Here is a 21,952-nt window from a genome sequence, read left to right on the forward strand (position 1 = left end):
GGGTGCGTCAAGATGAGCACATGGTCACCGGTCGCGCTCGACGATACGGCGCCGTCTCCGCGCTGGTCGCCTTGGCCGTGGTCCTCACGGCCTGTTCCGATGACGGCGTCGCGGATTCGCGGACGCCCGGCGTTCCCACAGGCATCCCGGTGGACGGCCTCGATCTCGAACCGGCCGTGCACCTGCAGTCGGACGGATCCATCGCGGTCGTGACGTGGGGGAGCAGCAGTTGCCCGCCCACGGCGACGGCGTTCGACAACGACGGAGAATCGCTCGTCGTCTCCTTCTCCGCGTCGAGCAACGATGTCTGCACCGCCGACCTCGCGGCGACGACGCACATCTTCTCTGCCGATCGGGTCGGCGACACCGTCCCCCTCGAGGCGACCGTCTCGTTCCCCGAGTTCGACGACACGCAGGTCGTCGAGATCACGCGTCCCTAGAAGCCGGCCGGGTCGGGGTCACCCCGGCCACTCCCGCCCCTCCAGCCGTCCGAGCAGCGTCTCGACTGCTGAGCCCTCCATGCCGCGCACCCATCGCTGCGTCGACGACCCGCGTGACGACACGGTGCGGCCGCGCTCGCCGCGCTCGAGCCGCACGTCGATCCGTCCGCGGGCGACGCTCACGCCCCGCAGGGCCCCGGATGCGACCATCGCGGCCAGTGGATCGTGCAGCGCGCAGCGCCGATCGGGGAAGACACGGCCGGCGTAGAAGTCGAAGTAGTACGGCAGCATCCGGGCCAACGCCTGGGGGAGCGCGCCCGGAATCGCCTCCAGGCGCACGAGGTCGGTGGCATCCATCGTCTGCGTCATCGTCACATCGAGCGGCACGAGAGTGGTGTCCCAGTCCTGCGCGAAGACGACGGCGGTCGCTTCGGGATCGTTGTGGATGTTCGCCTCGGCCCACGGCGTGACATTGCCCGAGTGCGCGAACGCGCCGCCCATCACGACGAGGCGGTCGAAGCGGGCGACACCGGGCGTTTCGGCGTAGGCGGCGAGGTTGGTCAGGGGGCCGAGGGCGAGCACGGTGAGATCCGGATGCCGGGATGCCAGGTGGTCGATCAGCTCGACGGCTTCCCGGGCATCGTGAGCACGGGCCGCGGCGGTCAGCGCGATCCCGCCGAGACCGTCGTCACCGTGCACGTGCGGAGCGCCGCCGGCGTAGGCGCGACCGCGGAAGTCGTGCGCGCCGACGGCGACCGGGATGTCGTCCACTCCCGCCAGCTCGAGCAGAGACAGCGCGTTGGCGGCGGCGCGGGCGGCATCCGTATTGCCCGAGACCGTCGTGATGCCCACGATGTCGACCGCGGGCTCGGCCAGCAGGAATGCCAGCGCCAGCGCGTCGTCGATGCCGGGGTCGCAGTCGACGAGGATCGGACGGCGGGTCATCGCTCCACTCCGTACGCGTCGAGCGGCTGGAGCGCCGGTTGCGACGCGTCGTCGGCGACGGCTGCGGCACCCACCGCGCAGGCGCGCGCCAGCGCGTCGTCGGGGGAGTCGCCGCGCAGAAGCCCCACGACGAGAGCCGCGCAGAACGCGTCTCCCGCGCCCACGGTGTTCACGACGGTCGTCGCGATGCCGGGGGCGGATGCCGCGAGCTCCCCGTGGCGGTACAGGCGCGCACCCTCGGCGCCGAGCGTCACGCACAACAGCGGCGCGTCGTGCACCTCGGGCAGCTGCGCGTGTTCCGTCTCGTTCACGATCACCAGATCACACTGCTCGAGCACGCCCGCGGGGAGGGGACGCGCGGGAGCGGCGTTGAGCGCGAAGAACCCCGCGGCGCGTGCGGCGGCCGAGACGACGGCATCCGCGACCTCCAACTGCATCAGCACCGCGGTGCCGGGCTCGATCCCGAGCGCGTCCGCGTCGATCGCGGCGTTCGCGCCGGCGCACACCACGATCGAGTTCTCGCCCGTCGCGTCGACGACGATGAGGGCGGTGCCGGTGGCGGCTTCCGCGGTCTGCACGCCCGTGGCATCCACTCCGAGATGGGTGAAGCGATCCCGGATGCCGCGCCCCTCGGCGTCGTCGCCCACGGCGCCGACCATCCGCACGGCGGCTCCGAGCCGGGCGGCGGCGACCGCCTGGTTGGCGCCCTTGCCGCCGGGGCCGCGCTGCAGCACGCCGTCGGCGACGGTCTCGCCCGCCTGGGGTGCGCGCTGCACGCGAGCGGTGAGGTCGACGTTGATCGCGCCGACGACGGTCAGTTCGGGTCGCGGGGGAGAAGGGGTCACGAGAACCCACCCTGTCACGCGGGATGGCCCTCGTGTGTAGTGGCGCGGTGCTCCGCCGTCGGCGACGATGTGGGGATGACGACCGCGACCCCGCCCGCGCACCCCGAAAAGCCGCCGGCGTCGTTCGACGACGCGCTCGACGCGGTGGCGGCGGCCCTGGATGCCATGGGGCACGGCGACCCCGGTCCGTTCGCGGCGCTGTGGACCCGGACCGACGACGCGACCCTGATGGGGGGATTCGGCACTCACGCCACGACGGCGGCCGAGGTGGCATCCACCCTCGAGGCCGTCGCCCGACGCTTCCGCGGGGGAGCGCTCGTGCCGGAGTACGACCGGGTGCTCGTCGGCGACGACTGGGCGATGACCGCTGGGCGAGAGCGCGGGATCCTCTCGGTCGACGGTGCGGCGCCGGCTCCGTTCGTGGTGCGGGTGACCCACGTGTGGCGGCGAGAGGGCGACGGCTGGCGCATCGTCCACCGCCACGGCGACCACACGACGACCGCGACCTGAGTGGAGGCCCCGGCCGGAGGAACGGTGATCGGCGACCGACGAGGCGAAGACGTGGGTGGCGGGAGAGCCGACGCTCGTCAGCGCGACGCCGGCGATGACCGCGCCGAGGTCGACCGTTCCGAGACCGATGAGAGTGGATGCCGACGCGAGGGGCCGGCGCATGCCGCGCCGATGCGCTCGACGGCCTCGCGACCGAGGGGCTGAGCCTTCGGGGCGGCCACGGCGGTCAGCTCCTGGGGGTCTGGCGGCGGAGGGCCGCCGACACGACCGCGACGAGCGTGCCGACCGCGACACCGATCACCGTCTCGACGACGCGGTCGCGCAGCAGCAGTTCGGGGGCGACGGGCGAGGCGAGCGACACCATCAGCAGGGCCAGCGGGGTGATGAACAGCATCGCGATGCCGTAGTTGCGGCCGACGAACAGCTCGGCGCCGGCCTGCATCACGACGGCCACGACGACGACGAGCCAGGGCGGGAGCTGGAGCGCGAGCAGTCCGGCCGCGATCAGCACACCCAGCAGCGTCCCGGTGAGGCGTTGCACGCCGCGGATGAGCCGCGCGGTCACGTGCGCCCCGCCGACGGCGGCGACCGCGCCGACCATCGCCCAATACCAGTGGGTGCCGACGAGCAGCGCACCCGCGATGCCCGCGAGGAGCGCCGCGGCACCGACCGTGGCGGTCATCTCCCACGCGACCGGTCCGATCGCGCGACGGGGCCTCTTCGGGCGGGCCCACGATCCGTGGCGCACCAGCACGAACACCGTGGTCACGATCAGGCTCCACGCCACGCTCGCGCCGCCCACGAGCAGCGCCGTTGCGAAGGTGGCGGCTGTCGCCGGAAAGCTCGCGGTCGCACCGGCGGCGAAGACCGCGAAGAGCGCTCCGGGCGGATGCCACTGCGCCCGGTACGCGAACAAGGTGACGGCTGCCGCGAGGGCGGCGACGACGGCGACGCTCCCGAGCGCGGGAACGGCGAGGAACGACATCGCCGTGCCCACGAGCATGGAGCCGACGAGGATCGCGCCGGCGGTGATCTGCATGCCGACGCGTGCGCGGGGGCGGTCGGTGCGCCCGTAGAGGGCGGCGAAGGCGCCGAAGCTGGCGTAGACGCTGAGGTCGAGACGCCCGAGCAGCAGCAGTACGAGCAGCGGAACGCCGACGCTCAGCACCGCGCGGGCGGCGACCCGGTGATCACCCCGGTGCGGCCCCACGCGGACGACTCCGGTCCACACGCGCCCCCGGGATTCCGCCACCCGACTACCCTACGCGTGCCGGGAGGCGTCGCCGTCAGCGTCGCGGTCGGGCGGTCGCGCGGTGCGCGGTGCGCGTCCGCGGCGGCGTTGTTCGTTCGCGCTGAAGTGCGGATGAGGGCGTCGGCTCGTGCCGCTCGGCGCGGATGAGGTGGCGCGGGTGGGCGCGGCGGCGTGCTCGTTCGCGCCGAAATCCGGGTGGGGGCGTCGGCTCGCGCGTGGGGGTGAGGCGGCGCGGCGGCGAGTTCGTTCGCGCCGAAGTGCGGGTGGGGGCGTCGGCTTGGGCGAGATGGCGCGGGTGAGCCCGGGCGGGGTGGAGAGGAAGCGGGCGCGGCGTCAAGGCCGTGGCATCCGGAGCGTTCTCTGATGGGGTGGGGGAATGGATGCCGAACGCGAGACGACCCCGATCGAGCCCGGGCCCGAGCCCGACACGACGACGGCTGCCGAGGGTGAGAAGTCCGACCCGTCGCTCGACGAGGACGATCAGCCCGTCGAGTGACTGCTCGACGTCGAGGTGAGCGCACGGGGAGGGGTGAGGCTGCTGCGTAGGGTGGGAACCCCGATCCGAACGAGGTGAGACGTGTTCCGCACGCCCCTGAATCTGTTCCGTACGCTCGCGATCGCCGAAGCCGTTTCGTGGACGCTGCTGATCGGCGGGCTGGTCCTGCGGGCCGTCGCCGACCTGCCGATCGCGGTGACGATCGGCGGGGGCATCCACGGCTTCGTGTTCCTCGCGTACGCCGCGACCGCGGTGCTGGTCGCGCTCAATCAACGGTGGGGGGTCGGGCCGACCGCCCTCGCGGTGGTCAGCGCCGTCATCCCGTATGCGACGGTTCCCACCGAGATCTGGCTGCAGCGGACCGGGCGGCTCCGCGGAGCGTGGCGGCGGGAGCCGACCTCCGACCCGCGCGACGGGCGGGCGATCGACCGGCTGCTGCGATTCTTCCTCCGGCGCCCGTGGGTGCTCGCGGCGACGATCGTGGTCGCGGTGGCGCTGGTCTTCGTCGTCCTGCTGGTGGTGGGACCCCCGGGCGGGAAGGGCTGAGGACGCGGCGCGTCAGCGCAGGCGGACGTACACGCTGGCGGGAGCCACGCGGCAGGTGGCGGTGAACGTCTGCACCGTGCCCGAGAGAGTCGCGGCGGCGCGGCCGGCGCCGAGGAAGGCGATGGAGCTGCCGGCCGCGTGCAGAGTGGGCTCGCTCACCGTGAATCGGCGGGTCCCATCACCCGCTCGACCCGCGAACGACGCCTCGAGGTGCACGTCGACGACGGGCCCGGAGGTGGATGCCACCCGCCACGCGAGCGAGGCGAGTCCGCCGCCCCTGCTGGTGACGGTCAGGGTGGCCGACCCGCACTCCTCCCCACCGACCGACTCGACCCACAGCTTCTCGTCCGACGGGGTCGTGTCGGCGCCGCACAGTCCGATGCGGTGCAGACGCGCGTAGTCTCGGCCGTTGGGGGTGACGCTGGAGCAGTCCGCGAACAGCGGCGTCGTCGCACTCTGCGACGGGGCGTCGAACGGGGTCACCGCGCCGGCGGCGGAGCCGGTCGACAACGACGCGGCCAGGAGTCCCGCACCGCTCAGCACCGCAGCGAGGGGACGAATACGCACACCGCACCTCCCTGGTGACGGCTCGAATCTACGCTCCGCGGCGGGTCGGCGCGAGAGGGGGCGCCGCTCGGCCGGCTGGTGCCGGCGTCACCGCTTCGTCGACACCGTCACGGTGAACTTGCGGTCGCGCGCGACCTGGCGGGTCGGTCCGACCAGGCGTTCGAGCGCGGGACGGTACTGCAGCACCGAGTTCCACACGGTCCACAACTCTCCGCCCGGTTGCAGCACCCGCGCCGCATCGGCGAACATGCGCGGAGCCAGACGCTCGTCGATGGCGGCTCCCGCATGGAAGGGCGGGTTGAGCGCGATGAACGAGGCGGAGGCATCCGGCTGGGTCCGCAGCAGGTCGTCGCGCACCACGGTGACCCGGTCGGCGACGCCGTTGGCCTCCGCGGTGGCGCGGGCGGACGCGACGGCCACGGCCGACTGGTCGCTTGCGATGACACGGAGGTCGGGATGCCGGGTGGCCAAAGCGACCGCGACCACCCCGGTGCCGCACGCGAGGTCGATCGCGAGACCTCCCCGAGGGGCGGGGAGGTGCGCGAGGAGCAGCCGTGTTCCGATGTCGATGGATGCGCCGGCGAAGGCTCCGCCGAAGGCGCGGATGCGGATGCCGTCGACGACCGCCTCCTCCGGCACGGGGTCCGTGCTCGGGCGAGGACCGCGGGCGACGAGGACGCGGGACTTCTGCCGCGCGTGGGTGACGTCGAGTCGATCGAAGTGCTTGCGCAGCACGTCGTTCATCGAGACGCTCATGTGCTTGAGGCGGCCGCCCGCGAACACGACGACGTCGGGTGCGGCGTAGCGGGCGATGAGACCCGCGATGTCGTCGAGGGCATGGAGCGAGCGGGGGAGGCGCAGCAGCACCACTCGGGCGCCCTCGAGCAGAGCGGCGTTCAAACCGTGCGGCTGGAATGTGCCGGTCAGCCCCGTGTCGACGGCGTTGGCGGCGAGCGCCTCCTCGCCGAGCAGTTCGTCTTGGTGCACGCGGATGCCGCGCGCACCGGCATCCGCCGAGCCGAGGGTGAGAGCGCCGTAGGCGTCTCCGATGACGACCAGGTCGCCCGGCGCGAGACTCGCACGGGCGTCGGCGGACTCGTCCAGGATCAGCCGGTCTGCGGCGTCGACGGCCGGCAGCTCCGTGCCCTCGAGATCGGGGCGGCGGCGGAGCGCGTCGAACGAGAAGGGCACCGGCTCGACCGAGGCGGCGCGTTTACCGGGTGCCGAAGTGGAAGGGGAGGGCCAGCGAGGCCGACACGAGGATGATGCCGAGCGCGAAGAACAGCGCGGGCGCGGCGAGCGAGAACGACAGGCCGGTCAGCAGCATGCCGCCGATGAACAGGATGAGCGAGACGATGAACATGAGGATCCCTTCGGTCGCTCCAGGCTATCGTGCCGGGTCGGCGGGCCGGTGCCGCGGCGGGGCGGGTTGCGTCGCCTCGTGATCGTGTCGGGGTTCGATGACGGAGGGTGTGTCGATCGACCCCGCCGGCGACGCATCGTCGAGCGCCGGATGGGTGGGTGTCGCCGCGGGGCCGCGCCGACCACTGCCACCGCCGGCGGGGGATGCGGATCGGAGGGCGTCGTGGGTCCACAGGGTGCTGCCCGCCACGGCAGCCGGCATGACCGCGACGGCGCCGAGCGGAACAAGGAAGCACAGCTGCGTCGCGACGCCGAAGCCCAGTGCCCGCGCGCGGTTCGCGGAGAGGATCGCGCGACGAGCGCGACGGTCCAGTCCGCGGGCCGACAGGGCGCGGGAGGTCAGTTCATCGGCGAGCAGCCATCCGGTCAGCGTCACTCCCGTGACGAACCCCAGCGGACCTCCGACGATCGGGATGAGCCCGACCACCCAGGCCGCCGCCGCCGCCAGGATGCCGCGCAGGATGAGCCGGACGCTGTCGCCGACGGCGCGCCAGAACCCGTACTCCGCGTCGGGCACCGCGCCGGTGGCGCTTCGCTCGGTCGCGCGCCAGATGCGGTCGTAGAACGGCTCGCCGATGGCCAGCGTGACCGCCGTGAACGACACGATCACCACCAGCGCGGCGGCGCCGAAGGACGCGACGCCGAGGGCGGTGCGCAAAAGGCCCTTCCAGGCGGGCGCCCAGCCGTCGGCGAAGGGGGTCCAGTCGTCGACCAGACCGGGCAGGGCGAGCCCCCACATCACCAGGGCAGCGCCGAGGACGAGACCCACCACAGCGCCCGGGATGAGACCGAGAGCCATCGCACCGGGTGTGCGCCGCCACTGACCCAGACCCCGCGCGAGCGTCCGCGCCCCCTCGAAGAACTCCCGCATGGGGTCAGTCTCCCAGGCGGGACGGGTGCGTATCGGGAACTCCGGCGGAGTGGACCGGTGTCACCGCGCGGGCAGTTGCTGAAGTGTCCACCGGTTGCCGTCGGGGTCGGCGAAGGTGACGAAGCGCCCCCACGCCTGCTCGTCGACGCCCTCCGCGGTCGCACCGGCGGCCCGAAGCTGTTCCAGGGCGGCATCGGCGTCGGCGACGACGACCTGGATGGTGTCTTGTTGCCCGGGCTCGAGGGTGAGCCCGAGCCCGGTGCCGAACGCGATCGAACATGCCGAGCCCGGCGGGGTCATCTGGACGAAGCGCAAGGCCTCGTCGACCTGCTGGTCGTGATCGGCGTGGAAGCCGATCGATTCGTAGAACGCCTTCGCCCGGTCGACGTCGGAAACCGGCACGAAGATGAGCTCGATCTTCCAGTCCATGTGCACACCCTCCTCGATGTGCGGCCAGTATGACCCCGGCCTCCGACATCGGGAAGAGGCCCCTGTCGCACCCGGATGCCAGGATGCCGGTATGCGCGTCCGCACCACCTCGACCCAGCGCACGTACCGCTACGTGCGGCTTGCCCTGATCGGCGCGACCGTCCTCGTCGGTGTCGCCGTGGGAATCGAGCTCGCGGCCGGAGCATCGCTGCCCTCGATCAGCGCGGCCTACTACGGTCCCGCCGGTCCGGTGTTCGTCGGCGGGCTCAGCGCGATCGCGCTCGCGCTTCTCGCGCTGTCGGGTCGGAGCCTCGAGCAGGCACTGCTCGACGTCGCCGCCGTCCTCGCGCTCGCCGTGGCCTACATCCCCACCACGGTGGCGGCCAGCGTGTGCGAGCCCGTGTTGCGGTGCGTGCCGCCCGACGTGCGGGCGACAGTGGTCAACAACGGTGCGGCCGCGGCATCCGTGATTCTGCTCGGGGCGGTGACGGCGGTGATCGTCGCCCTCGTGCAGGGCACGGCGAGTCGCGGAGTGGCGGTGACGATCGGCGTGATCGTCATGCTCACGGTCGCGGGGGTGGGGTGGGCCGTGGTGTCGCCCGAGAGTTTTCTCGGGCGCGCGCACGAGGTCGCGGCCGTGACGTTCTTCGTGCTGATCGCGGCGGTCGCAGCCATCGCCGCGTGGCGCCCGCACGCGACCGGCCGCCGCAGCGTCCGACTGCGGCGGGTGTACGCAGCCGTGGCGATCGGCATCCTGCTCACGCTCGTGCTCATCGTCGTCGGACTCCTCACGGGCGTCGCGCGCGCGGGGTTCCCCCTCGTCCTGGTCGGGGAATCCGTGGCTCTGGCCTTCTTCGGGGTGTTCTGGGTGGTGCAGACGGCGGAGCTGTGGAACGAGCCCGATCCGCGCCTGCGGGAATAGCCGCGACACCCTGGTGTTGAAGTTGATACGAGCGCGCTCAAGTCGCGTTCGCATCCACGGATCACAGGAGACGGAATTGCCCGAAGACTTCACCCCCGGCGCCGGGGACGACGGCGCTCAGTCGTTCGATGAGTTCCTCGCGCGCTACCTCGCGGGCGAGCAGGCGCGCGCCGAGCGCTCCATCGACCTCAGTCGCTTCCTCAGCGCCCGCACCCAGGACGCGTTGCAGGCAGCCGGCCGCTTCGCCCTCGGACGCGGTCAGCGCGAGCTCGACGCCCTGCACGTGCTCCACGTGCTGGTCGGTCGCTCGCCCGCGAAGGAGGCGGTCAGCCGCCTCGGAGCCGACCCCGCCGCCATCGCGCGTGCCGCAGAGAGCCGGCTTCCGGCCGCCGGTCCCGCCGCCGAGGTCGACGGCGCGGTCGTCGCCGGCTCCGTGCAACGCGCTCTGTTCCACGCGTTCCAGGTCGCTCGCGCCGCAGGCTCGACCTACGTCGACCCCGACCACCTGTTCTTCGCGCTCGTGCTCGCGCAGGACGCCCCCGCCGGGCAGATCCTGGCGCAGGCCGGTGTCACCGCCGAGGCCCTGACCCAGGGCGTGCGCGAAACTGTGGTCGGTGAGCCCGAGACCCCCGCGGAGGCGACGAGCGCCACCCCGAACCTCGACCGCTTCGGCACCGACCTCACCGCGCGCGCCGCCGCCGGCGAGCTCGACCCGGTCATCGGCCGCGCCGACGAGATCGAGCAGACCATCGAGATCCTCAGCCGTCGCACCAAGAACAACCCCGTGCTCATCGGCGAGGCCGGCGTCGGCAAGACCGCCGTCGTCGAGGGGCTCGCCCGCGCGATCGTCGCGAACGAGGTGCCCGAGCAGCTGCGCGATACCCGCGTGGTCGCCATTGATCTGGCCGCGATGCTGGCCGGCGCCCGTTACCGCGGCGACTTCGAGGAGCGCCTCACCCAGACGATGGACGAGATCGCGGCATCCGAGAAGCTCATCGTCTTCATCGACGAGGTGCACACCCTCGTCGGTGCGGGCGGCAGCGGCGACGGATCGATGGATGCCGGCAACATCCTCAAGCCCCGCCTCGCCCGCGGCGATGTGCACGTGATCGGTGCGACGACCCTGCGCGAGTACCGCACGATCGAGAAGGACCCGGCGCTCGAGCGTCGCCTGCAGCCCGTGCGCGTGGGTGAACCGTCGATCCCCGATGCCGTGGAGATCCTGAAGGGGCTCCGCCCGGCGTACGAGCAGCACCACGCCGTCAGCTACACAGACGACGCCCTGCGCGCCGCGGTGGCGCTGAGCGCCCGGTACCTCCCCGACCGCGTGCTCCCCGACAAGGCGATCGACCTCATCGACCAGGCCGGAGCGCGGTTGCGGCTGCGACTGGGCGTCTCCGTCGACACGTCGTCGCTCATCGAGCGGCTCGCGACGCTCGAGGCCGACAAGAACGCCGCCGTCTCGGGCGAGCACTACGAGGAGGCGTCGCGTCTGCGCGATGAGATCGCCGCGGTGCAGACGCAGCTCGAGGAGGCGACGGCCGGCCCCCGTGCGGCCGCGATCGTCGACGAGCCCGAGATCGCCGCGGTGATCAGCCGGGCCACCGGTATCCCGGTCGCGCGCCTCACCGCCACCGAGCGCGGACGCCTCGCCGACCTCGAGACCGAGCTGCACGCCCGGGTCATCGGACAGGATGACGCGGTGGCCGCCGTGGCGAAGGCCGTGCGCCGCAACCGCACGGGCATGGGCGATGAGAACCGTCCGGTCGGATCGTTCCTCTTCCTCGGACCCACCGGTGTCGGCAAGACCGAGCTCGCGAAGGCCCTCGCCGGGTCGTTGTTCGACGATGACTCCGCGGTGATCCGCTTCGACATGAGCGAGTTCGGCGAGCGGCACACCGTGTCGCGGCTGATCGGTGCCCCTCCGGGTTACGTCGGCTACGACGAGGCCGGTCAGCTCACCGAACGCGTGCGCCGCAACCCGTACGCCGTCGTGCTGTTCGATGAGATCGAGAAGGCGCACCCGGACGTGTTCACGCTGCTGCTGCAGGTGCTCGACGACGGTCGCCTGACCGACGGTCAGGGACGCACGGTCGACTTCCGCAACACCGTGATCGTCATGACGTCGAACCTGGGCGCCGAGGTGCTGGCATCCCGGTCCGGGGCCATCGGCTTCACCACGACCGGGCGCGACTTCGCCGAGAACGACCTGCGCGACCGGGTGATGGGCAAGCTCCGCGAGGCCATGCGGCCGGAGTTCCTCAACCGCATCGATGACATCGTGCTGTTCCGCAAGCTCGAGAAGGAGCAGTTGCGCGAGATCGTGCGGCTGCTGCTGGGGGCGTCCGCGCGGCGGTTGGCGTCGCGCGAGATCTCGCTGGACGTCACGGAGGCGGCCGTCGACCGGCTCGCCGAGGTGGGCTACGAGCCCGAGTACGGCGCGCGGCCGCTGCGCCGCGTCATCCAGCGCGAGATCGACGACCGCATCGCCGACCTGTTCGTCTCGGGTGAGCTGGGCGACGGGGGAGCGGTGACGGTGGATGCCACGGCATCCGGTTTCGTCGTCCGCGCCGCTGTGGACGCCCTGGCGGCCTGACCCCGCTTCGCAACGCCCCCGGTGCTTCGGCGCCGGGGGCGTTCGGCATCTTCGGGTCGGCCGGGCCGAGCGTGCTCGCGTCGCGCCGTGGGCCGGCCGACGGGTCGGGTTGCGCCCCTGTCGAGCCGGCGCCGTGGTGTCGCGGCGTGGGCCGGGCCGAACTCCGGAAGTTCTGGGCCGTGCCGGCCAGACCTCGACGCGGAGGGGCTCGCGGAGGCGGGAAGTCAGGAGTTCGGCACGTCGTGGTGGGGCCGTCGCGCGCGGACGTCGGAGAGTCGTCGCGACGTGTCGCGGCCGGCGGGTGGGGCCGAACTCCGGAGAAATCCGCTGCACCCGCTCTCGACGCGGTGCAGATCGACTCGGCGGCGCGAAGATTCCGGAGTTCAGCACGCCCGCAGGTCCGACGACACACTGGTCGGCGGCAGTGTGGAAGCCCCTGCCGTGATGTCGGAGGTCCGCGGCAGAGTGGTCGTATGAGTCGTATCGGCACGATCTTCAGCCCCTACCCGCATCCTCCCGAGAAGCTGCGAGACGCCGCCCGCGCCGCCGAGGACGCGGGAGTCGAAGAGCTGTGGCTCTGGGAGGACTGCTTCCGCTCGTCGGCGTGGGCGGCCGCCGCGGCCGCGCTGGCCGTGACCGACCACCTGCGCATCGGCGTCGGCATCGCCCCTCTTCCGCTGCGCAACGTCGCCGTCTCGGCGATGGAGGTCGCGACGATCGAGCGCATGTTCCCCGGCCGCCTCCTTCCCGGCTTCGGTCATGGCGTGCAGGACTGGATGCGGCAGACGGGCGCCAAGGCGGCCTCGCCGCTCACGCTCATGCAGGAGCATCTCCCGGCGCTGAGGGCCCTCCTCGCGGGCGAGAGGGTGACGGCCGAGGGCCGGTACGTGCGGTTGCGCGACGTCGCCCTCGACTGGCCGCCCGCCGAGCCGCCGCTCGTCTACGCCGCGGCCGAGGGTCCGAAGACCCTCGCCCTCGCGGGGGCGGTGGCCGACGGCGTCGTGCTCGACAGCCGGCACACCGTCGCCGAGATCGCCGCGGCGGTCGAGACCGTGCAGGCGGGGCGCGTCGCCGCCCGACGCGGAGGTCGCGCCGACGTGGTCGCCTACGTGCTCACCGCCTTCGGTCCCGGTGCGCGCGAGCGGGCGACCGCGGTGCTCGGCGACCGCCCCGACGCGGCCGATCGCGTGCTCGCGGGTTCCGTGTCGGAGGTGGCCGAGGGGGTCGCGCGATTCCAGGCGGCCGGCGTCGACGACGTGGTGCTGCTTCCCACCGACGACGTCGACCTGGCGGCCTTCTTCGCCGCCGTCGGTCAGGTCGCGGTGTCGGTGCCGCACGCCGGAGGCGTCTCGTGAGGCGCGGCGCGGTCTCGCTCGGGCTCGCCGGGTCGTTGGGACCCGAGGCGATCGCCCGGATCGCCCCCGCGGTCGAGAGCGCCGGCTTCCATACGCTGTGGGTCAACGACACCCCCGACGGCGACGCGCTCGCGGCCCTGGCGGCCGCCTCGCGGGTGACCGAACGCCTGCACCTCGCGACCGGGGTCGTTCCGGTCGACCGCCGCCCGGCCGAGGCCATCGCCGACGAGGTGACCGCTCTCGGCGTGCCGCTCGACCGCCTGATGCTGGGCATCGGCTCGGGCGCGGCGAAGGAGGGGGAGCTCCGGCGCGTCCGTGAGGCGATCGACGTGCTGCACGCCGCGGGCCTGCCGCGCGTGCTCGTCGGCGCGCTGGGTCCGAAGATGCGCCGCACCGGGGCCGAGAACGCCGAGGGAGTGCTGCTCAACTGGGTGCCGCCCACCGAAGCGCTCGCACAGGCCGCCGCCCTGCACGCGATCACCCCCGATACCCACGTCGCCGTCTACGTGCGCACGGCGATCGTCTCGGCCGCCCGCTCCCGCCTCGACGCCGAGACGGCGCGCTACGCGTCGTTCCCGAATTACGCCGCCAACTTCGAACGGATGGGGGTGGATGCCGCTGACACGACCATCCGCGACGTCACCAAACTGGCCGACGCTCTCGAGGCGTACACCGCGGCCGCCGACGAAGTCGTGCTGCGCGCCATCGTGCCGGAGGACACGGTCGAGTTGTACATCGACTTCGCGCGCCGTACGGCCCCGTCGCCCGGGTGAGCGCCCAGCGACCATTCCGCAAGGCGTGGTCCGCACCGTCGGCCGAGACGATGACGGCGCCGCGAGCAGAGGCGCAGCGCTCGCGACGGCGGCCGTGTCGGCGGACAGCGGATCGTGAGTCCCGCGCATCGCCGCCGAAGCGCTCGGCTCGATCTGACGACGGCTGGCGCTCAGCGGACGAGTCGCACGGTGCGGGGGATCGGCCCGAACGACGACTCGGCCCCGTCGGGGTGGAAGCCATTGCGCCGGTAGAACGCGTGCGCGCGGGGATTGTCGGCGGCGACCCACAGCTGCGCCGGACGGTCGCCGAGCACGGCGTCGAGCAGCGCCTGACCCGCGCCGCAGCCGTGGGCGCGGGCGAGGACGTAGAGCATCGCCAGTTCTTCCGCCCGCGCCGCCGCCGGATCGTCGACCGCCTGGACGGCGGCGAAGCCCACGACCTCGTCATCGATGCGGGCGACCAGCGTCGTGAAGGCGTCCTGGTCGAGGTTCTCGCGCCACATGCCGATCCGCCGATCGACGGCGAACCACGGGCTCGTCTCGGGGTCGTCCACGAAGCGTCCGTACGTCTCGCGCCAGGACGTCGCGTGAACGGTCGCGATCAACTCGGCGTCGTCGCGGTGCGCCGGCCGGATCTCCAGGGTGTCGGACGTCGTCATGCCGGGAGCCTACGGCCCGAGGCGGTTCAGCGGGTGCAAGACTGACCGGATGCCACGTCGTCGAGGTTTCACCCCCCGCTCGGTCGCACGAGGGGCACTCGCCCTGCTGCTGGTCGGCGCCGGGGTCAGTCACCTGACGTGGGGACGGCGTGGCTACCGCATCGTCGTGCCGGGCTGGGCGACCCGCCTGTTGCGTACCGACAAGGACGCCATCGTCGTGGCATCCGGAGCCGTCGAGATCGTGCTCGGGACGGCGCTGGTCGCGCTGCCCCGCGAACGACGACGCCTCGGGGCGGCGATCGCCGCGTTCTTCGTCGCCGTCTTCCCCGGCAACGTGCACCAGTGGCGTACCGGCCGCTCCGCCCCGGGGCTCGCCACCGACCGCGCGCGTTTCGTACGCCTCTTTCTGCAACCGGCGCTGGTCGCCTGGGCGTGGTGGTCGACGCGGGAGCGCTGATCATCGACGGACGGCGCGGCCCGTCGACCCCGGACGGCAACCCGCGCGTCCGTGCGACTACGCCGCCTCGCCGAGCTCCAGGATGCCGTTCTCGAACGCTGCGCGAGCGAGCACCTTGTAGCCGTGCTCGGGGAAGAAGACGGTGAGCCGGTCGTCCTCGATCGCCATCACCGTGCCGGCGCCGAACTCGCTGTGCTCGACGGGGGAGTCGATGCGGATGCCGCCGGGCTCCGCCCTCTCCGCGGGCGCGTCGGCGGGGGCCGCCGCCAGCGCGTCGCAGCGATCGCACGCGCCGCAGTGCTCCGGGGTCTCGACGCCGAAGTACTCCAGCAGTGCCCGGCGACGGCAGCGAGAGGTCTCCGCGTAGCCGCGCATGATCTCGATGCGGGAGGCGCGGATGCGCTCCTCGGCTTCGTCGCGTGCGCGGACGGCGCTCACGGCATCGCCGGCCGATGCCGTCGTGCGTGCCGAGATCCCGTCGGGTCCCGACTCGGCCATGCCGCACGCCACGAGCTGGTTCAGGACCCGGCCGATGGCGCGGGTCGAGCGGCCGCCCTCGTCGGCGATCTGCTTGGCGCGCATCGGCTTCTTCGCGCGGCGCAAAACGTCCCACACTCCGGCGATGTCGGCCTTCTTCGTGTGCCCTCCTGCGAAGAACGATCGCAGGGAGAAGTCCTCGGCGCGGTAGTGGAGGATCGCCCGGGCCGGCTGTCCATCGCGCGCGGCGCGGCCGATCTCCTGCGCATACGAGTCGAGCGACTCGGTGACGTCGGCGTGCACGACCAGGCGCACGTCGCTCTTGTCGACGCCCATGCCGAAGGCGGAGGTGGCGACCACGACGTCGAGCTCGCCGGCGCTCCAGGCGGTGTGCACCTCGTCGCGGCGCTTCTGCGCCATCGCTCCGTGGTAGGCGGCGGCCCGCAACCCGAGGTCGCGGAGTTCGTCGGCGTACGCATCGGTCTCTTTGCGTGTCGCCACGTACAGCAGCGCGGGGCCACCGGCATCCTGCACGTCGGCGATCACGGCGCGACGTTTGTCGGCGTCGTGCTCATGCCGACGCACGGCCAGGTGGATCTCGGGGCGGTCCATGCCGCGCACCTCGAGATGCGGGTCGCGCATGCCCAGGCTGGAGACGATGTCGTCGCGGACGGGGGCGGATGCCGTGGCCGTCAGCGCCAGCACCGGCGGGTGGCCGAGGGCCTCGACGGCGTCGCCGATGCGGGCGTAATCGGGGCGGAAGTCGTGGCCCCACGCCGAGACGCAGTGGGCCTCGTCGACGACGACCAGACGCACATCGGCCGCCGCGAGACGATCGAACACCTCCTCGTTGGCGAGCTGCTCGGGTGCGAGGAACGCATATACGGCGTCGCCGCTCTCGATCGCCGCCCACGCGGCCTTCGTGGCGGAGGCGCTCGTGCGCGAGTTCAGCGCGACCGCCGCGGGCGCATCGGGGGCGGCGTCGATGGAGTCGATCTGGTCGCGCTGCAGCGCCAGCAGCGGTGAGATCACCACGGTCACGCCGCCGAGCTCGCATCCCGCGATCTGATAGACCGCCGACTTCCCCGCGCCGGTGGGGAAGACCACGAGCGTGTCGCGTCCGCCGACGACGGCGTCGATCGCCTCGGCCTGCCCGGGCAGCAAGTCGTCCCAGCCGAACACCTCTCGGGCGGTGCGGGCGGACTGTTCGAGCGTGGCGGGTGCGTTCACGGAGGACCTCATTCCTGGGGAATCCCAGCACAGCGCAGACCTCCGACATCGCACCGGGGGTTGCGACGTTGGGCGACGTGTGGTGTGCGCACCACGTCTCCCCGGGACGCGCCACGCAGAACCGGATGCCACGCGGGTGCGCTCGACGCAAGCGCACGGGCGATGTCGGAGGGAGGTGTCAGGATGCCGACATGCTCTTCGGCGATATCGAGACGGCGCTCGCCGCGGTGACGAACACGCGGTCGCGTCTGGCCAAGGTCGATGCGCTCGCGGAGGTGCTGCGGTCCTTGGCGCCCGACGAGATCGTGCCGGCGGTCGGCCTGCTCACCGCTTCGCCGCGCCAGGGACGGCTCGGCGTCGGATGGCGCACGCTGTCGAGCCGCGGGGGATCGCACGCCGATACGCCCACGCTCACGGTGGGCGCTGTCGACGAGGCCTTCTCGCGCCTCACGGGAATCGGCGGCACCGGCTCGGCCGCCGCCCGTACGGCGCTGCTCGACGACCTGGCCGGCCGGGCGACCGCCTCCGAGTGGCACCTGCTCATCCGCATCATGACGGGGGAGCTGCGCACCGGTGCGCTGGAGGGCGTGCTCCTGGATGCCGTCGCTCGCGCCTCCGATCGCGACGGGGCCGCGGTACGGCGGGCCGCCATGCTCTCGGGAGAGCTCGGGGAGACCGCCCGGGTGGCGCTCACCGGGTCCGCCGACGATCTCGCCGCCGTGGGACTCGTGGTGGGCCGCGGTGTGCAGCCCATGCTCGCCTCGACCGCGGCGTCCGTCGCGGAGGCCCTGGCCGTCGCCGGTCGCGCTTCGGTGGAGTACAAGCTCGACGGTGCCCGCGTGCAGGTGCATCGCCACGCCGACGAGGTACGCGTGTTCACGCGGACCCTCGCCGACGTCACCCACCGCGTGCCCGAGATCGTCGAGGTGGTGCGGTCCCTGCCGGTCGGCGACGTGATCCTCGACGGAGAGACTCTGTCGCTCGATGACGACGGCGGTCCCCGACCCTTCCAAGACACGATGGCCCGCTTCGGAGCCGAGGCCGCGCGCGAGATCGCGTTGCGGCCCTGGTTCTTCGACGTCCTCCATGTCGACGGGCGCGACCTCGTCGACGAGCCGCTGTCCGCCCGGCTCGACGAACTCGAGCGGGTGGCCGGGGCGTGGCGTGTCCCGGCGACGGTCACCGATGACACCGAGGTCGCCGAGACCTTCGCGCGCGACGCCCTCGCGGCGGGTCACGAAGGCGTCATGGTCAAGGGTCTCGACGATCCCTACACGGCGGGTCGACGCGGGAAGAGCTGGCTGAAGGTCAAGCCCGTGCACACGTTCGATCTCGTCGTCCTCGGCGTCGAGCGCGGGTCGGGCCGGCGTGCGGGGTGGTTCTCCAACCTGCACCTGGGGGCGCGCGACCCGGACGGCCGATTCGGCGAACCGGGCGGGTTCGTGATGGTCGGGAAGACCTTCAAGGGCCTCACCGACGAGATCCTCACCTGGCAGACCGCGTACTTCGCCGAACGCGAGGTGGGGCAGATCCCGGGCGGCATCCGGGTCACGCCTGACACGGTGGTCGAGATCGCGATCGACGGCGTCCAGCGTTCGGTGCGATATCCCGGCGGTGTGGCGCTGCGGTTCGCACGCGTGAAGGCCTACCGTTCCGACAAGACCGCGGCCGAGGCCGACATGATCGACACGCTCCGGTCGCTGCTGCCCGGCGGCAGCACGCCCGCTCGGGGCGACGAGGCGGCCGAGGGATGACCCGCCGCGTCCGCGCGGCGAACGCGCCGCGTCCCTGCGGCGGCGAAGGGGCGTGGTCCCTGCGGCGAACGCGCCGCGTCCGCGCGGCGATCGCGCGTCGCCTCTGCGGCGAAGGTGGGTCGTCCCTCCGGCGAACGCGCCGCGTCCACGCCGCGATCGCGCGTCGTCCCTGCGGCGAAGGGGCGTCGTCCTTGCGGCGAATGCGCCGCGTCCGCGCGACGAACGCGAGGCGTCTCTGCGGCGAAAGCGCCCCTTGCGCCCGCCGGCGACACCATCATGACGAAAGGACGACCCGATGAGTCTGGCCCCCTGGCTCGATGGAGAGCTCGGTTACCGCAGTTTCGGAACCCCCGGGGCGCCGCGGGCGGTGTTCGTGCTGCGCACCGGCGACGTGGCCACGACCGACCCCGATGCACGGATCACCTCCGCGTACGACGTGCGCATCGTCGCGGTGGGACTCGACGCCCCCGAGCTCGAGGATCCCCCTGTCCTCGGGGGCCAGACGCCTGCGGGCCTGACGGTCGAGGCGCTCCGCGCGCTCCTGGAGCGTGAAGCGCCCGGAACGACGGTCGGCCTGGTCGGGGAGCGGTCGGCCGGGCCGATCGCGATCTACCTCGCCGCCGCGCTGGGGCCGGTCGTCGACCGCCTCGCGATCGTGGGTGTGAAGAGCCCGTCCGATCCGCTCAGCCGCGACTTGCGCACACCGCTGCTCGATCACCTCGACGCCGAGGTGCTCGTCATCGTGGGCGGCGACGGTCCGGCCGACGCAAGCGATGCCGGGTGGTACGTCGATCGGATGCGATCCGCCGAGGCCGACACGGTGCCCGACGACGAGATCCACTCCGTCAACGGCGAGATCACTCTCGCCGCGGTGTGGGATCGCGTGCTCGCGCACGTCGCCCCCGGCGCCGAGCGTCGCTGACGGACTCGGCGCCCGCGGGCCGGTTCCGCGTCCGTTCGGTCTGGGCGTCCGCCCGCTGCCCGCGCCTGAATCCCGGTCGGGCGGCGTGTCGTCAGCCGCGCGTCGTCGCCCTCACCAGGACGACATTGGACTCCTCATCCACCTCGACGCGGTCGGTCTGCGCCTTGAGGAAGTCGGAGAAGCTCCGGAACCCGAGCGCCTTCTCGCTGAAGGACGGATCGATGCGCTTCATCAGGTCCTTCACGGCCGAGGCGTGCAGCCATTCGCCGTCGGCGCGCTCGCCCTCCAGCTGGATCGCCCGCTCGAGGAGGTCGACTGCGGGGTCCTTCGAGCGCTTGCGCGCGCGCGGACGAGAGGGCGCGGCATCCTTCTTGGTCTCCGCCAGATCGGGGATGCCGGGGAGCGAGTCGTACGCGTCGAAGCGGTCACAGGCCGCCGCGAGCGACTTCGCCGTCGACCCGGCGACGCCGACGCCCACGACGTAGCGTCCGAGGCGCCTGCAGCGCTGGGCGAGAGGGACGTAGTCGCTGTCGCCCGCCACGATCACCACGTGGGACAGGTCGGGGAGACGGAACATGTCTTTCCACGGCATCCACCGCAAGACGGATGTCGGCGCCGTTCTTGGCATAGGCGGCGGCGGGGAACAGCTGCACGAGATCGACCGCGCGGGCCACCAGCTGCGAGCGGTACTCAGCGTTCACCGGCGCGGACCAGTCGGCATATGCCCGCGTGAGTACGAACGTGCCGAAAGATGCCGCGTAGTCGATGATCGCGCCCACGTCGATCGTCGCCTTCGTCAGGCGCTCGGTGATCTCGGGGTCGACCGGGGTGTCGGCGATCTTCTGCCGGTCGCGCGAGTAGGCGTTGCGCCCGTGCACGCGGTCGTACCACGACATGACGATGTTGTCGAAGTCGAGATAGACGGCGACGCGGGCGCTCTGAGTGTCGGGCATGCATCCAGTCTGGCCCGTCGACGCGGGCCGCACATCAGCCCGCGCCGGGGGCCCGCGCCGCGGCCCTGCGCCGGGGGCCCGGACCGCAACCCCGCGCCGGGGGCCTGTAGGTCCCAAGCGGCGCCGCGGACGCGCGCCGGGGACCCGCGCCGCGACCCTTCGCCGCAACCCCGCGCAGGGGACCCGCGCCGGGCACCCGCGCCGCAACCCCGGGCCGGGGACGCCCCCGCAGGCCTGCGCTCCGACGCCGCGCCGCCGACGCGCGCCGACGATCGCGCGCCGCGCACCCGGACCAGCGCGTCAGCCCGCCGCCGGGCGGAAGCCGCTCAGCGCTCCCCGGGGTAGACGACGCCGATCTGCCGGCGCACCTCGTCGAGCACGCCCATGATCGCGACGCTCTCGTCGATCGAGAGCACGTCGTTCGTCGTTCCGTCGCCCGTGGCGAAACGTTCCGCGGCGAGGGCCTGATACTGCATCCCGCGCCCCTCGACATCCGAGACGAAGTCCTCGAGCACGTCGCCGTCGGGTGAGACCACCCGGAACGAGGTCGGGGTGTACCAGACGCGATCGATCTCGATACGGGCCTCGGTCCCGACGATCTGCGCCGTGTTCGCGCCGGCACCGCGCGACGACGACACGGTGGTCGAGACGGCGCCACCCGCGTGGGTGAAGATCGTGGCGACCTCGGCGTCGCTCCCGGCATCCGAGAGACGGGCGAGCGCCGTGACGCGCTCCGGCAGACCCAGCACGTCGACGGCGAACGAGATCGGATAGATGCCGAGATCGAGCAGCGCGCCGCCCCCGAGCGCGAGGTCGTTCAGCCGGTGCGCGGGGTCGCTGGGCAGTTTCTGCGTGTGGTCGGCCGAGACGACACGCACCTCGCCGAGCGTGCCGGCGGCGAGGATCTCGCGGATGCGCACCATGTGCGGCAGATAACGCGTCCACATCGCCTCCATGGCGAGCAGCCCCTTCGCAGCCGCCCGGTCGCGGATCATCGCGGCCTCGGTGGCATTGAGGGTGAGCGGCTTCTCAACGAGGACGTGCTTTCCGTGGTCGAGTGCCAGCAGCGCATTGTCGACGTGCCCGGGGTGGGGTGTGGCGATGTACACGATGTCGACGTCGGGGTCGGCGACGAGTTCTTCGTACGATCCGTGCGCGTTCGGGATGCCGTACTGCTCCGCGAACTCGCGGGCGCTGTCGAGCCGGCGCGAACCGACGGCGGCGATGTCGAGACCCGCGGTGCGCAGGTCGGAGGTGAAGGCGTGGGCGATGCCGCCCGTCGCGAGGATGCCCCAGTGCAGTCCGGTCATGGCCTCCACCGTATCGGCGCGGAGCGAGCATGCGGGCCGCGCCGCGGCATCCGTCGACGCCCGCCGGGATCCGCCCGCCCGTCCCCACCGGGTCGGCTCGGGCCGCTCTCGCGCCCCGGTGGGCCCGCGCCGGTTGGCCCCGCCCGCGCCGGTCGACCCTCGCGCCCGGGTGGCCGCGCGCCCGGTGGGCCCCGCGCGCCCGATGGGCCTGTGCGCCCGGG

Annotated in this window: 21 protein-coding genes and 1 pseudogene; 10 read left to right on the plus strand and 12 right to left on the minus strand. The window is 72.7% G+C overall.

Annotation, left to right across the window (positions count from 1 at the left end; genetic code table 11):
* Nucleotides 1-20: 20 nt before the first annotated feature.
* On the plus strand, nt 21-440 hold the full coding sequence (locus tag QE392_RS10025) for a hypothetical protein (RefSeq protein ID WP_307451213.1): 420 nt from the start codon (nt 21-23) through the stop codon (nt 438-440).
* An 18-nt stretch (nt 441-458) separates the two neighbouring features.
* On the opposite strand, the gene QE392_RS10030 is transcribed toward QE392_RS10025, so the two are convergent.
* Both QE392_RS10030 and QE392_RS10035 read right to left on the minus strand, forming a co-directional pair.
* Complete coding sequence (locus QE392_RS10030; protein ID WP_307451216.1) at nt 459-1,385, minus strand: nucleoside hydrolase; 927 nt, start codon at nt 1,383-1,385, stop codon at nt 459-461.
* Nucleotides 1,382-2,230, minus strand: coding sequence for a PfkB family carbohydrate kinase (locus tag QE392_RS10035; RefSeq protein ID WP_307451219.1), 849 nt, complete (start codon nt 2,228-2,230; stop codon nt 1,382-1,384). Before QE392_RS10035 ends, QE392_RS10030 begins: the two co-directional genes overlap by 4 nt.
* Nucleotides 2,231-2,305: 75 nt before the next feature.
* Between QE392_RS10035 and QE392_RS10040 the strand changes: the two genes are divergently transcribed.
* Nucleotides 2,306-2,740, plus strand: coding sequence for a YybH family protein (locus QE392_RS10040; protein WP_307451221.1), 435 nt, complete (start codon nt 2,306-2,308; stop codon nt 2,738-2,740).
* Between the two features lie 226 nt (nt 2,741-2,966).
* On the opposite strand, the gene QE392_RS10045 is transcribed toward QE392_RS10040, so the two are convergent.
* The gene (locus QE392_RS10045) at nt 2,967-3,992 is read right to left on the minus strand and encodes an FUSC family protein (protein ID WP_307451225.1); all 1,026 of its coding nucleotides are present in this window, start codon (nt 3,990-3,992) and stop codon (nt 2,967-2,969) included.
* A gap of 577 nt (nt 3,993-4,569) precedes the next feature.
* Here QE392_RS10045 and QE392_RS10050 point away from each other — a divergent pair.
* Entirely contained in the window at nt 4,570-5,034 is a 465-nt protein-coding gene (locus tag QE392_RS10050) for a DUF3817 domain-containing protein (protein ID WP_307451228.1), read from the plus strand.
* Between the two features lie 12 nt (nt 5,035-5,046).
* On the opposite strand, the gene QE392_RS10055 is transcribed toward QE392_RS10050, so the two are convergent.
* The 5 genes from QE392_RS10055 to QE392_RS10075 form a co-directional block, all read right to left on the minus strand.
* Complete coding sequence (locus tag QE392_RS10055) at nt 5,047-5,601, minus strand: hypothetical protein (RefSeq protein WP_307451230.1); 555 nt, start codon at nt 5,599-5,601, stop codon at nt 5,047-5,049.
* Nucleotides 5,602-5,688: 87 nt separating this feature from the next.
* A complete protein-coding gene (locus tag QE392_RS10060; protein WP_307451232.1) occupies nt 5,689-6,792 on the minus strand; it encodes a class I SAM-dependent methyltransferase in 1,104 nt (367 codons plus the stop codon).
* Between the two features lie 22 nt (nt 6,793-6,814).
* Entirely contained in the window at nt 6,815-6,964 is a 150-nt protein-coding gene (locus tag QE392_RS10065; RefSeq protein WP_307451234.1) for a hypothetical protein, read from the minus strand.
* Between the two features lie 24 nt (nt 6,965-6,988).
* Nucleotides 6,989-7,894 carry an EI24 domain-containing protein gene (locus QE392_RS10070; protein WP_307451236.1) on the minus strand — a complete coding sequence of 302 codons (906 nt, stop codon included), beginning with the start codon at nt 7,892-7,894 and terminating at the stop codon, nt 6,989-6,991.
* A gap of 60 nt (nt 7,895-7,954) precedes the next feature.
* Entirely contained in the window at nt 7,955-8,323 is a 369-nt protein-coding gene (locus QE392_RS10075; protein ID WP_307451238.1) for a VOC family protein, read from the minus strand.
* Nucleotides 8,324-8,414: 91 nt separating this feature from the next.
* Between QE392_RS10075 and QE392_RS10080 the strand changes: the two genes are divergently transcribed.
* The 4 genes from QE392_RS10080 to QE392_RS10095 all read left to right on the plus strand — a co-directional run bounded on the left by QE392_RS10080 (nt 8,415) and on the right by QE392_RS10095 (nt 13,969).
* Complete coding sequence (locus QE392_RS10080) at nt 8,415-9,245, plus strand: hypothetical protein (protein ID WP_307451240.1); 831 nt, start codon at nt 8,415-8,417, stop codon at nt 9,243-9,245.
* A gap of 76 nt (nt 9,246-9,321) precedes the next feature.
* The gene (locus tag QE392_RS10085) at nt 9,322-11,841 is read left to right on the plus strand and encodes an ATP-dependent Clp protease ATP-binding subunit (RefSeq protein ID WP_307451244.1); all 2,520 of its coding nucleotides are present in this window, start codon (nt 9,322-9,324) and stop codon (nt 11,839-11,841) included.
* A gap of 473 nt (nt 11,842-12,314) precedes the next feature.
* Nucleotides 12,315-13,196 carry an LLM class flavin-dependent oxidoreductase gene (locus QE392_RS10090; RefSeq protein WP_307451246.1) on the plus strand — a complete coding sequence of 294 codons (882 nt, stop codon included), beginning with the start codon at nt 12,315-12,317 and terminating at the stop codon, nt 13,194-13,196.
* Nucleotides 13,193-13,969, plus strand: coding sequence for an LLM class flavin-dependent oxidoreductase (locus QE392_RS10095; RefSeq protein ID WP_307451248.1), 777 nt, complete (start codon nt 13,193-13,195; stop codon nt 13,967-13,969). The genes QE392_RS10090 and QE392_RS10095 overlap by 4 nt, the downstream gene beginning before the upstream one ends.
* Before the next feature lie 170 nt (nt 13,970-14,139).
* On the opposite strand, the gene QE392_RS10100 is transcribed toward QE392_RS10095, so the two are convergent.
* Complete coding sequence (locus QE392_RS10100) at nt 14,140-14,628, minus strand: GNAT family N-acetyltransferase (protein ID WP_307451251.1); 489 nt, start codon at nt 14,626-14,628, stop codon at nt 14,140-14,142.
* Between the two features lie 49 nt (nt 14,629-14,677).
* Here QE392_RS10100 and QE392_RS10105 point away from each other — a divergent pair, with 49 nt between their 5' ends.
* On the plus strand, nt 14,678-15,085 hold the full coding sequence (locus tag QE392_RS10105) for a DoxX family protein (protein WP_307451253.1): 408 nt from the start codon (nt 14,678-14,680) through the stop codon (nt 15,083-15,085).
* A 57-nt stretch (nt 15,086-15,142) separates the two neighbouring features.
* Here QE392_RS10105 and QE392_RS10110 read toward each other — a convergent pair whose 3' ends face one another.
* Nucleotides 15,143-16,792, minus strand: coding sequence for a RecQ family ATP-dependent DNA helicase (locus QE392_RS10110; RefSeq protein ID WP_307451255.1), 1,650 nt, complete (start codon nt 16,790-16,792; stop codon nt 15,143-15,145).
* A gap of 191 nt (nt 16,793-16,983) precedes the next feature.
* Here QE392_RS10110 and QE392_RS10115 point away from each other — a divergent pair, with 191 nt between their 5' ends.
* A complete protein-coding gene (locus QE392_RS10115; RefSeq protein WP_307451257.1) occupies nt 16,984-18,546 on the plus strand; it encodes an ATP-dependent DNA ligase in 1,563 nt (520 codons plus the stop codon).
* Nucleotides 18,547-18,841: 295 nt separating this feature from the next.
* Nucleotides 18,842-19,468, plus strand: a complete 627-nt coding sequence (locus QE392_RS10120) for a hypothetical protein (protein WP_307451259.1) — start codon at nt 18,842-18,844, stop codon at nt 19,466-19,468.
* A 91-nt stretch (nt 19,469-19,559) separates the two neighbouring features.
* Here the strand turns inward: QE392_RS10120 and QE392_RS10125 are convergent.
* Nucleotides 19,560-20,421 (minus strand): annotated as a pseudogene (locus QE392_RS10125) (NYN domain-containing protein).
* 326 nt (nt 20,422-20,747) lie between these two features.
* Entirely contained in the window at nt 20,748-21,731 is a 984-nt protein-coding gene (locus QE392_RS10130) for a Gfo/Idh/MocA family protein (protein ID WP_307451261.1), read from the minus strand.
* Between the last annotated feature and the right edge of the window lie 221 nt (nt 21,732-21,952).

This window comes from Microbacterium proteolyticum, assembly GCF_030818075.1.
Taxonomy (GTDB): domain Bacteria; phylum Actinomycetota; class Actinomycetes; order Actinomycetales; family Microbacteriaceae; genus Microbacterium; species Microbacterium proteolyticum_A.